Genomic DNA, 11,128 nt, shown 5'->3' on the forward strand with positions numbered 1-11,128 from the left:
GTCACGACCAGCCGGCCGACCTCGCCGAGCGCCTGCGGGCGGCGGGGTTCCGCGCCCATCCCGAGGAGACGGTGATGGTCGGCGAAGCCGCCGCCCTGGCGGTGCCGGTGCCGATCCCGGCCGCCGTCACCCTGCGGCGGCTGGATCGCACAGCCGCGACGTTCGCCGACGACGCGCACCGGATGGCGGCCATGCAGTCGGAGGTGTTCGGCGCCGGCCCGACCGGTGACGAGCTCATCGGACGACTGCTCCAGCCTGACGGCCGTGCCGAGGCCTGGGTGGCCGAGGCCGACGGCGCCGTCATCTGCGCCGGTCGGCTCGAGGTGGTCCCGGGCACTGAGTTCGCCGGCCTCTGGGGCGGCGGCACGCTCGAGCAGTGGCGCGGCCGTGGGATCTACCGCGCCCTCGTCAGCGCCCGTGCGAGCTCGGCCATCGACCGCGGAGTGCACTACCTCCAGTCCGACTGCACCGAGATGTCGCGGCCGATCCTGGAGCGCGCCGGGCTGACCAGGGTCACCACCACGACCCCCTTTGTCTGGCAACGCGACCACGTGCCCGCCTGATCCGGCCATACTTGCTGGCGTGACACGCGGCTACCTCGACCACCCAGGCGTCCTGGCCTTCGCGCACCGCGGAGGTGCCTTCCACCCCGAGCTCGAGGGTCTGGAGAACACGATGGCGGCCTTCCGGCACGCCGTAGAGCTCGGCTACACCTACCTCGAGACCGACGTCCACGTGACCAGCGACGGCGTCCTGCTCGCGTTCCACGACGACGTCCTCGACCGGGTCACCGACCGCACCGGAAGCATCGCCGACACGTCGTACGCCGACGTGCAGGCCGCCCTCATCGGCGGCCGCGAGCGCGTGCCGACGCTGGCGGAGCTGTTCGAGGCCTTCCCGGGCGTGCGGTTCAACATCGACATCAAGTCGGCCGGGGCGGTGCCGGCGCTCGCCGACTTCATCTCCCAGCACGACGCCTGGGACCGGGTGCTGGTCGGATCGTTCTCGGGGCGCCGGCTCACCACCTTCCGGCGGCTCACCGAGGGCCGGGTCGCGACCTCGGCGCACCCGCTGGAGGTCGCGGCCTATGTCTTGTCCCCCGTCTCCGGCCTGGCCAGGCTCTTGACGCGCGGACGCCCCGACGCCCTGCAGATCCCGCACCGCCAGGGCCGCCTGACCGTGGCGTCGAGGGGGCTGATCCGCCGCGCGCACGCCAACGGGCTGCAGGTCCACGTCTGGACCATCGACGAACCGGCGGAAATGTCGCAACTTCTCGATCGTGGTGTCGATGGCCTGATCACCGATCGCACCGACATACTCAGCGACGTGCTGCGATCGCGCGGCCAATGGGAGGGCAAGTCATGAGCAACGCACCCGGCGGGATCGCCGACCTCAGGCCGCTGGCGCAGGAGCGGGAGCAGAAGGCTTGGTACTGGTACGACTGGGCGAACAGCGCCTACGTCACGACCATCGCCACGGTCCTGCTGGCGCCGTACCTCATCGCTATCGCCAAGGAAGCCGCGGTCGACAACCGGATCAGCGTGCTCGGGCTGTCCGTCGCTCCCGGGTCACTCCCGTCCTACCTCGTGACCTTCTCCACCATCCTCTCCGCGTTCATCCTCCCGCCGCTGGGCGCGATGATGGACCGCACCGAGAAGAAGAAGCAGTGGCTGGCGGGCTTCGCCTGGACCGGCGCCGCCTTCGCCTCGCTGCTGTGGTTCTGCAAGGGCGACAACTGGCAGATCGGCGCCATCGCCGTGATCGGCGCCAACCTGTGCCTGGCGGCCTCGTTGGTCGTCAACGACTCGATCCTGCCGCTCATCTCCGACGAGGCCAACCGCGACCGCGTCTCGTCGCGGGGGTGGGCCTTCGGCTACCTCGGTGGCGGGCTGCTGCTGGCCGTCAACCTCGCCCTGGTGACGATGCTGCCGTTCGGGCTGGAGAAGGGCGAGGCAGCCCGGATCTGCATGCTGTCGGCCGCGATCTGGTGGGCCGCCTTCACCATCATCCCGTTCCGCCGGCTCAACAACCACACGCCGGCCGACGTGGAGCAGGTCGAGGGCAACGTGGTTGCCCGCAGCTTCGGCCAGCTCGGCGTGACTCTGCGAGAGATGAAGAACTATCCGATGGCGCTGACCTTCCTGGTCGCCTACCTGTTCTTCAACGATGGCATCCAGACCGTGATCGCCAGCTCCTCCACCTACGGCTCGGAGCAGCTCGGGCACGGAGAGTCCATCCTGATCGGCACCATCCTGCTCGTCCAGTTCGTCGCCTTCTTCGGTGCCCTGCTCTTCGGCCGGCTGGCCTCTCGCCGAGGCGCCAAGAACACGATCCTGATGGGCCTGGTCATCTGGATGGTCATCGTCACCGCCGCGCTGTTCCTGCCGGCCAACAACGTGCCGCTCTTCATGATCTTCGGGGTCGCCGTCGGCATTGTGCTCGGGGGCACCCAGGCGCTGGCGCGGTCCTACTTCTCGCTGCTGATTCCGCGGGGCAAGGAAGCCGAGTACTTCAGCTTCTATCACGCGATGGACCGCGGCACGTCCTGGTTCGGGACCCTGGTGTTCGGTCTGGTCTACCAGTTCACCGGCTCCTATCGGCCGGCCATCTTCGCGCTGATCCTCTTCTTCGTCCTGGGTGGGGCGATCCTGACGCGCGTCGACACCGAGCGCGGCATCCGCGAGGCGGGCAACGGCGTGCCGGCCACGGCCTGACCCGCCCGCTCGACCCCGCAACCCGTGAACTGGCTCACCCTCGCGGGCCAGCGGGGGCTCGGGATTCCCCGGAACCTTGTGCACACCGCTAACGTTGATTGAATCGAGACGCAACGCGCCGGCACAACCGGCGTCAGGACAAGCCAGTTCGCCCGTCTCATTACCGTCCCCATCACCGGACGGACATCATCAGCACACTTGGAGGTGGCTCAATGGCGGAGCGCACACTACGCGGCGCGAGGCTCGGCGGCCAGAGTTTCGAAGACGAGCGCGGCATCGAGTTCGCGGCTCGGCAGCAGGTGGGTTACCGCTGCGACCACGGCCACGAGTTCGAGATCACCATGTCGGTCGAGGCAGACATCCCGGCCAACTGGGAATGCCCGCGCTGCGGTGCCAAGGCACTCAGCACGGCCGGCATCCTGCCCGAGGTGAAGGCCGAGAAGCCGGCCCGCACGCACTGGGACATGCTCCTGGAGCGGCGTTCGACCCAGGAGCTCGAGGACATCCTCAAGGAGCGCCTGGATCTGCTTCGCGGCGGCCAGATCGGACCGGCGCACCTGCACCGCGCCAATGCCAAGAAGCGCAAGGTCTCCTGAAATCGACTAGTCGACCACTTCGCCCTCCACCACGGACCCCTCAGGGTTCGGGTGGGGGCGTTGTTGATTTCTGGGACCCGTTCGCGGGATGTACGCCGCAGCGCCGGCCCCGGCCAGGCGGCGCGTCACCACACCGGTGAGCGCTCTGCGCGCCAGTGGACGCGTGAGCGGGAGGATCAGCACGATTCCGAGCAGGTCGGTGACGAAGCCCGGGCTGAGCATCAGCGTCCCGCCGATCAGGATCAAGGCCCCGTCGGCGAGCTCCTTGGCCGGCATCTGACCACTGTTGAGCGCGCTTCGCAGGGCGGCCCAGGCCCGGCCGCCCTCACGCCGGATCAGCCACGTGCCGAGGATGCTGTCGGCGATGAGCAGGAGGATCGTCCACCACGCGCCGATCACCTGCCCCACCTGGATGAGCACGAAGATCTCGAGCAGCGGCACGACGACGAAGGCCACCAGGAGCAGCCACGTCGGGAAGCTGCGTCTGCTCATCCGAGGCTCCCGCGGCCTTCGCGGCGGCTCAGCGCGCGCCGCAGCTGCAGGCGACGCTCGTGCAGTCCCCACCGCGTGATCTTCTTCAGCGACTCGCTGGCGACCTGACCACTCATCTTGGAGTCGCCACGCACGCGTTCGATGAACTCGATCGGCACCTCGACCACCCTGAGGCCCGCCACGATGGTGCGGTAGGCCATGTCGGTCTGGAAGACGTAGCCCGTCGAGGTGACCGACTCGAGGTCGATCTTCTCGAGCGTGTGCCGGCGGAACAGCCGGAACCCCGCGGTGGCGTCCTTGACGCCCATCCCGAGCAGCACTCGGACGTAGATGTTGCCGCCGCGGGAGAGGAGCTCTCGGCGTCGCGGCCAGTTGACGATCGAGCCGCCCGGCACGTAGCGCGAGCCGATGACGAGGTCGGCGTCGACCAGCGCCGTCAGCAGTCGGTGCAGCTGCTCAGGCTGGTGCGAGCCGTCTGCGTCCATCTCCCCGATGACGTCGTAGCCCTGCTCGAGCGCCACGTCGAAACCGTGCAGGTAGGCCGCGCCGAGTCCGCCCTTCGCCGTTCGGTGCAGGACCTGGACCTGCGTGTCCGCAGCCGCCAGCCGGTCGGCTATGTCGCCGGTGCCGTCGGGCGAGTTGTCATCGACCACCAGGACGTCGACGTCCGGCTGCGCCGCCCGCAGGCGGCCGACGATGAGCTCCAGGTTGGTGGCTTCGTTGAAGGTGGGGATCACCATCACGATTCGACCCAGCTCGGTCGTGCTCACTGGTATCCCCTTACACGTTGAGAGTTGGCTGCTCGCGCCGCGCAGCGCGAACCGAATCCTGCCTTGCCGCGCGACGATACGTGAGAAGGATGAACGCCATCGCAACAATCGTGGCGCCCACGATGACGCGTCCCGGCCAGGGACCCATCGCCACGGCCGGGGTGAGCTCGTCGGCCAGGGTGACGTCGCCGACGACGACGGCACGGGTGCGCGGATCGGCGGACTTCACAACCCGACCGTCCGGGGCGATGATCCCCGAGACGCCGTTGATGGCTGCGACCACGACATAGCGCCCGGTCTCGATCGCTCGCAGTCGGCTGATCTCGAACTGCTGGTCGATCTGGGCGGTGTTGATGAACATGGCGTTGCTCGTCTGGACGGTGATGAGCTGGCCGCCGTGGGCCACCTGGCCGTGGATGGCATCGTCGTAGGACACGTCGAAACAGATTGCGTCCGCGACCCGGGCGCCGGCGATCCGGAGCGGCTCCAGGCTGGTGCCGCGTGCCATGTCGCGCGGGATCAGTGCGAGCTGGCCGTAGGTCTCGGGGATGAACGAACCGCGGTAGGGGATGTATTCGCCGTACGGCACGGGATGCCGCTTCGTGAAGCGGTCACCGCCGCCGATCCCGGGCTGCCACACGATGCCCTGGTTGAGCACTTCCTTCTCCCGCGCCGAGTCGACCATTCCGCCCACCAGGATCGGCACCCCGATCGCTTCGGACGCGCGGGTGATCTCGCCGTGGGCCTCGGGGTCGGTGAAGGGGTCGACGGCCGTGGCGTTCTCCGACCACACCACCAGGTCGACCCGCTCCCCCGACGCGGCGAGCTCCAGCGTCGCGTCGGAGAAGGCACGGGTGATGTCGCGGTGGTGGGCCAGCACGTCGGTGCCGTCGCCCGGCACGTCTGCCTGCACCGCGGCCACCGTCAGACTGCGTCCGCGCGCGACGTCGTACGTCGCCAGCAGCGGCACGCAGGTCGCCGCAACCAGCCCCGCGGCGGCCAGTGCGGCGGCGCCCGGACGTCGCAGCCTGCTGGTGACCAGCCACGCGAGCGTGCTGCCGGTGAGCGCAATCAGCAGGCTGACCCCGGTCATCCCGAACCACGGCAGACCAGCCGCCCAGGCGGTGTCGGCGGTGCCGAAGGACAACCGGCCCCACGTGAGTCCGCCGAACGGCCAGGCACCGCGCCACGTCTCGACGCTCACCCAGGCGAAGGCGCACCAGATCGGCCACCGGCGCAGGCGGCTGAGAGCGGCGATCGCGACGCCGAGGGGGGCGAAGTAGACCGACTGCACGATCGTCAGGGCCGCCCACGCATCGGCACCGACGACGCGCAGCCACCACAACAACCCGCCGAAGAACGCCAGCCCGAAGATCCAGCCCGGCAACCAGGCCCTGCTGGGCCTGGCGCCCCGCAGGCTGAGGACCAGGACTGCGATACCGAGCGGCAGGGCCGGCGCGAAGCTGACCGGTGCAAACCCTGCGGACAGCGCGACGCCGCCGAGAGCGGCGGCGAAGCAGCGGAGCAGCACGCGCACACGCTAGCCGCCGGCCCCTCACCGGCTGGCACTGCAGTGGAACGGGAGGTGCGCACACCCTTCGGACCAACCCACTCACCGCTGGCTGCGGAGTGTAGGAAGTTGTCTAAGGAGCCTGCGCTCCTCCCGTGACCGCCCTCATGGAGCGAGACCGACCTCCGTGAACCGTTCGGCTCAGATGCTGGCTTCACACCTTCCGATCCGGCCACTCGGACGTCGGTCCGCTGGCCACGATCTGCACGGGCGGACCCCGGAACCTTGGCTGGTGACTGGGCGCCTGTCAAACGGCTCCTGACCTGCGCAAACACGCATCATCGCAGGTCAGGGCAGCAGGGCGCGGCGCCAGATTGTTCGCAAAATGTTGACGCCTTCGGCGTGTCGGTTGCAGACACGCCGCCACCTCTAGTCTGCCGAGTCGCTCGGCGGCACGACGACGGTCCCGGTGGCGGTCGTGGCCACGACGGGAGGGGTCAGCACGGCCGCCGCGCCGGGCGCCTCCGCGGTCGCGGCGCCGCGCGCGACGACGATCACCGCGAAGTCCATCACCCGACTCCGGGTGCCGGCCCTGATGAGGGTCGCGGTGTTCTCCAGGACGTCGCCCGCGCGCACCGGGGCCTTGAACTGCACGTCGGAGTAGGACGCGAAGAGCCCCTCGTCACCGTCGAGGAGGATGCACAGCTCGGTCGCGACATCGCCGAAGAGACCGAGCGAGTAGGCCCCGTCGACGAGGTTGCCGGCGTAGTGAGCGTGGCTGTACGGCACGTAGCGGCGGTGCGTCACCGTCGTACCGATGCGGGAATCGCTCATGAGGCGGTCCTGTCTCGAGGGGGTGCAGTCGTGAGGCGGTGGACGATGAACGAGGCGACCTCGCCCGGCGTCGTGCCGCGGCTGAAGACCCGGTCGACGCCGAGCTCCTCGGCCATGGTCTCATCGAAGCGGGGGCCACCGACGACGAGCAGCGGACGCTTGTCGGCCGGGTAGGACTCTCGGAAGGCGGCGGACATCTCGCGGGTGTTGAGCAGGTGTGCGTCGCGCTGGGTGACGACCTGGGAGACGAGGACCGCGTCGGCCTTCTCGGCCCTTGCCGCCTCGACGAGGTCGGGCACGGAGACCTGGGCGCCGAGGTTCACGACCTTGACCTCGCGGTAGTACTCCAGCCCCTTCTCCCCCGCGAATCCCTTGATGTTGAGGATCGCGTCGATGCCGACGGTGTGCGCGTCCGTGCCGATGCAGCCACCGACCACGACGAGACGGCGGCGCAAGGAGCGCTTGATCGCGGCGTTGGCCTCCTTGGGCGTGAGCAGCGGGTAGTCGCGCTCGACGATCTCCACCTTGCTGGTGTCGACGACGTGGTGCACCCGGCCGTAGACGACGAAGAACGTGAAGTCGGGGCCCATGGCCTTGGAGTGCACGACCATCGCCGGGTCCATGCCCATCTTGTTGGCCAGCTGGGCGGCCGCACCCTCGGCGACCTTCGAGTGCGGCATCGGCAGCGTGAAGGACAGCTGCACCATGCCGTCCCCGGTCGTGTCGCCGTACGGGCGAATGATGTGCGACTCGGAGCTCATCGCTCCCCCTCGAGGATCTCGGTGGCCGGGTTGTAGTAGTCGCGCGCCTTCTTGGCCACGCCTTCGAGGCCGCGGCCCTTGTCGGCGGGGCGCTTCATCAGGCCGAACGTGCCGTCGGCGATGGCGTCGAGGAGGCCGTTGTCGTGGCCCTCGATGTCCTTCAGGAGCTGGATGGAGTCGCCGAGGACGTCCTTGGCGCGGTTGACGATGAAGCCACCCGGCTTGGGTGAGAAGTCCTCGTGCAGGTTGCCGGCGGCGTTCATGACGTAGCGGACGTTCTGCAACGCCAGGTCGCGATCCGAGAGCCACGGCGTCACGACGGCTTCGGTCATCATCCCGACCAGCAGGATGCCCTGGTCTGTGAGCGCGCCGACGAGGTTGAAGAAGCCGTCGAGGAGGTAGCCCTTGAAGACGTCGCCGGTCATGTGCCGTGTCGGCGGCATCCACTTCAGCGGCGCCTTCGGGAACAGGTCGCGGGCCAGCATCGCGTGCGCGAGCTCGAGGCGGAAGGAGTCGGGCACCTCGGGGTCGATCTCGAACGCGTGACCGAGGCCGAGCTGCCAGTCCTCGAGACCGGCCTCCTTGGCGAAGTATTCGTTGAGGAGCTGGCTGGTCGTCACGGTGTGGGCCGCCTCGACCGCGTCGGCGGTGGTGAGGTAGTTGTCCTCGCCGGTGTTGATGATGATGCCGGCACGAGCGTGGACCTGGCGGCTGAAGCGCTGGTCGACGAAGGTGCGGATCGGGTTGATGTCGCGGAAGAGGATGCCGTACATCGAGTCGTTGAGCATCATGTCGAGCCGCTCGAGGCCGGCCAGGGCCGCGATCTCCGGCATGCAGAGCCCGGAGGCGTAGTTGGTCAGCCGGACGTATCGGCCCAGCTCTCTGCTCGTCTCGTCGAGAGCCGCGCGCATCAGGCGGAAGTTCTCCTGGGTGGCGTACGTGCCGGCGAAGCCCTCACGGGTCGCCCCCTCGGGGACGAAGTCGAGCAGGCTCTGTCCGGTGCTGCGGATGACGGCGATCACGTCGGCGCCCTCGCGGGCGGCGTTCTGGGCCTGCGGGATGTCCTCGTAGATGTCGCCGGTGGCGACGATGAGGTAGATCCACGGCTTGCGGGGTGCGTCGCCGACCTTGGCGATCATCCGCTCGCGCTCGACGCGGCGGCGGTCGATCTGCTTGATGCCCGCGCCCACCGCCTTGTGCGAGGCCTTCGTAGCGCGGATCGCGTCCTTGCCCTCCGGGAGACGGAAGGTCACCGAGCCGGCGGAGGCCTTCTGGGCCAGCGTCTCGAGGTCATCGGCCTCGCCACGGAGCAACGCGTCCCACACCGGGAGCGCCAGGCCGTGCTCGAGTCCCACGTCAGCGCGAACCACGTCGGCCAGCCGGTTGACCCACGGGGTTCCCTCGGAGTCGGCGCCGCCGAGTCCGGCGAGACGCAAGGTCGCGCGCTCGACGCTCACGGTCGTGTGTCGCTGCGCGGTCTTGACGATCGGCCTGCCCACGCGTCGCGCCAGTGTGCGCGCCTCGCGGATCTGTGCGGTGTCGAGGCCGAGCTTGCCGGTGGTCTTCACAGCCGCCCCTCGAACAGGCCACGGACGCCGGCGTTGCCCCGGAGCAGCTCCATGGCGTACGCCGCATGGCCGGGCACGTAGCCGTTGCCGACGAGCATCCGGACGTCGGCGGCCAGTCCCTCCGCGCCAAGAGCCGCGGCGGAGAACGACGTGGCCATCGAGAAGAAGATGACCGTGCCGCGTTCGGCCGTGGACAGGATCGCGCCGCCCTCGCAGCCCGGGACGTCGACACAGACGACGGTCACGTCGGCCGGTCCCCCGGCCTTGGCCACGGCATCGCGCAGCGCGATCGGGTCGCGCGCGTCGGCGATGACGACCTCGTCGGCGAGGCCGGCACCCGTCAGCAGCTCTGCTTCCTTCGCGTGCGGCACGACGCCGATCAGCCGACCCGCGCCGGCCTGCCGGGCGGCGGCCAGGCTGAGGGAGCCGGACTTGCCGCCGGCGCCGACCACGACCACGGTCGGCTCGTCGTAGTCGGCGACCACGCGCGCGGTGAGGGCCGGAGCGCCACAGACGTCCATCACCGACAGGCTCAGGGCCGCGGGCAGGTCGTCCGGGATCACCGCCGCGATGGAGCGACCGAACAAGATGGCATACCCGTCACAGGGGACCTGCTCGCTGCGGCCGTCCCAGCGCGCGAGGCCGTCCTCGATCACCAGCGGGGTGAGGGTCAGGCTGACGAGGGTGGCGAGGCGGTCGCCGACTCGGAGGCCGAGCGTCGACTCGGGGCCGACCTCCTCGACGGTGCCGACGAGCATGCCGCCGGAGCCGGTCACGGGGTTGTGCATCTTGCCGCGGGTGCCGACGATCTCCAGCACCTCGGCCCGCACCTGGGCACCGTCATGGGCGTGCTTTGTCTCGAGCTGACGGAAGGACGCCGCGTCCAGGTTGAGCGTCTCGACGCGGACCCGGACCTCGTCGGGCCACAGCTCCGCGCCGGCGTCGAGCCGCTGGGCTGCCTGCGGGAGCACCACGGCCTGGTCGAGGACGCGGTGCAGGCCGGTGGGATCGCTGGTCGATAGGCGTGACATGCCGCTCGTCCTCCGTAAAATAGGAACTGAAACAGGAGATATTGCGGCGCGCCATTGGACTTGCCGGACAATCTCCTCGTATCGTTGCAGACGAGGCGCGGCTCACACAACTGACGCGCCGACCTCTCCCAGCCTCACTCAGCATGGAGCCAGCATGAGCATCGACACCGCCCCCGCCATCGCGCAACGACCGAGCGAGTCCGGACAGCCCTACCCCTACCAGCGGGTCGAGCTCGTCGAGCCCGACTGGACCCGATTCCCGGGCTGGCGCGACGTCACCGAGGAGGACTGGGCGTCCGTGCAGTGGCAGCGCGCCCACTGCGTGAAGAACGTCAAGCAGCTGCGCGAGCTGATGGGCGACCTCGTGGACGAGCGGTTCTACGCCGACCTCGAGCGCGACCAGGCCGAGCGCGCCACCATGTCCATGCTGGTGCCGCCGCAGATGATGAACACGATGGTGCCGACCTTCACCCCGTCGGGTGCCGGCTCGATGACCGACGCCCTGTACGCCGACCCGATCCGCAACTACATGATCCCGGTGTTCAGCGATCGCCGTACGGACTGGTCGTCGCACCCGCACGCCACCCGCGACTCGCTGCACGAGCACGACATGTGGGCGACCGAGGGGCTGACGCACCGCTACCCGACCAAGGTGCTCGCCGAGCTGCTGCCGACCTCCCCGCAGTTCTGCGGCCACTGCACGCGCATGGACCTCGTCGGAAACTCGACGCCCGTGATCGAGAAGCTGAAGTTCGCCGGCAAGCCCAACGACCGGATCGGCGACATGATCGACTACCTGCGGCGTACGCCGTCGGTGCGTGACGTCGTCGTGTCCGGCGGCGACGTGGCGAA

The 11,128-nt window shown here is 69.3% G+C and carries 11 protein-coding genes and 1 pseudogene; 5 read left to right on the forward strand and 7 right to left on the reverse strand.

Going from position 1 to position 11,128, the window contains the following annotated elements; genetic code table 11:
- The 4 genes from RMO85_RS09860 to RMO85_RS09875 all read left to right on the forward strand — a co-directional run.
- Window positions 1-563, forward strand: a 563-nt coding sequence (locus tag RMO85_RS09860) for a GNAT family N-acetyltransferase (RefSeq protein WP_310528553.1), incomplete at its 5' end; no start/stop codon positions are given.
- Window positions 564-582: 19 nt separating this feature from the next.
- Window positions 583-1,365 carry a glycerophosphodiester phosphodiesterase gene (locus tag RMO85_RS09865; protein WP_310528554.1) on the forward strand — a complete coding sequence of 261 codons (783 nt, stop codon included), beginning with the start codon at window positions 583-585 and terminating at the stop codon, window positions 1,363-1,365.
- Window positions 1,362-2,714, forward strand: coding sequence for an MFS transporter (locus RMO85_RS09870; protein WP_310528555.1), 1,353 nt, complete (start codon window positions 1,362-1,364; stop codon window positions 2,712-2,714). Before RMO85_RS09865 ends, RMO85_RS09870 begins: the two co-directional genes overlap by 4 nt.
- Before the next feature lie 212 nt (window positions 2,715-2,926).
- A complete protein-coding gene (locus RMO85_RS09875) occupies window positions 2,927-3,310 on the forward strand; it encodes an RNA polymerase-binding protein RbpA (RefSeq protein ID WP_310528556.1) in 384 nt (127 codons plus the stop codon).
- Between the two features lie 6 nt (window positions 3,311-3,316).
- On the opposite strand, the gene RMO85_RS09880 is transcribed toward RMO85_RS09875, so the two are convergent.
- From RMO85_RS09880 to RMO85_RS09910, 7 genes are all read right to left on the reverse strand, one after another.
- Complete coding sequence (locus RMO85_RS09880) at window positions 3,317-3,802, reverse strand: FxsA family protein (protein WP_310528557.1); 486 nt, start codon at window positions 3,800-3,802, stop codon at window positions 3,317-3,319.
- Window positions 3,799-4,572: a polyprenol monophosphomannose synthase gene (locus tag RMO85_RS09885; protein WP_310528558.1), complete on the reverse strand. Its 774-nt coding sequence runs from the start codon at window positions 4,570-4,572 to the stop codon at window positions 3,799-3,801. Before RMO85_RS09885 ends, RMO85_RS09880 begins: the two co-directional genes overlap by 4 nt.
- A 10-nt stretch (window positions 4,573-4,582) precedes the next feature.
- A complete protein-coding gene (gene lnt / locus RMO85_RS09890; protein WP_310528559.1) occupies window positions 4,583-6,103 on the reverse strand; it encodes an apolipoprotein N-acyltransferase in 1,521 nt (506 codons plus the stop codon).
- Between the two features lie 408 nt (window positions 6,104-6,511).
- A complete protein-coding gene (locus RMO85_RS09895; protein ID WP_310528560.1) occupies window positions 6,512-6,916 on the reverse strand; it encodes a hotdog domain-containing protein in 405 nt (134 codons plus the stop codon).
- Window positions 6,913-7,677, reverse strand: coding sequence for an OAM dimerization domain-containing protein (locus tag RMO85_RS09900; protein WP_310528561.1), 765 nt, complete (start codon window positions 7,675-7,677; stop codon window positions 6,913-6,915). Before RMO85_RS09900 ends, RMO85_RS09895 begins: the two co-directional genes overlap by 4 nt.
- Window positions 7,674-9,245, reverse strand: a complete 1,572-nt coding sequence (locus tag RMO85_RS09905) for a lysine 5,6-aminomutase subunit alpha (protein ID WP_310528562.1) — start codon at window positions 9,243-9,245, stop codon at window positions 7,674-7,676. Before RMO85_RS09905 ends, RMO85_RS09900 begins: the two co-directional genes overlap by 4 nt.
- Window positions 9,242-10,276 carry an L-erythro-3,5-diaminohexanoate dehydrogenase gene (locus RMO85_RS09910; protein ID WP_310528563.1) on the reverse strand — a complete coding sequence of 345 codons (1,035 nt, stop codon included), beginning with the start codon at window positions 10,274-10,276 and terminating at the stop codon, window positions 9,242-9,244. The genes RMO85_RS09905 and RMO85_RS09910 overlap by 4 nt, the downstream gene beginning before the upstream one ends.
- A 154-nt stretch (window positions 10,277-10,430) precedes the next feature.
- Here RMO85_RS09910 and RMO85_RS09915 point away from each other — a divergent pair.
- Window positions 10,431-11,128, forward strand: a pseudogene (locus RMO85_RS09915) (lysine 2,3-aminomutase); the annotation flags it as partial.

Origin of the sequence: Nocardioides sp., assembly GCF_031422975.1 — a bacterium.
In the GTDB taxonomy this organism is placed as follows: domain Bacteria; phylum Actinomycetota; class Actinomycetes; order Propionibacteriales; family Nocardioidaceae; genus Nocardioides.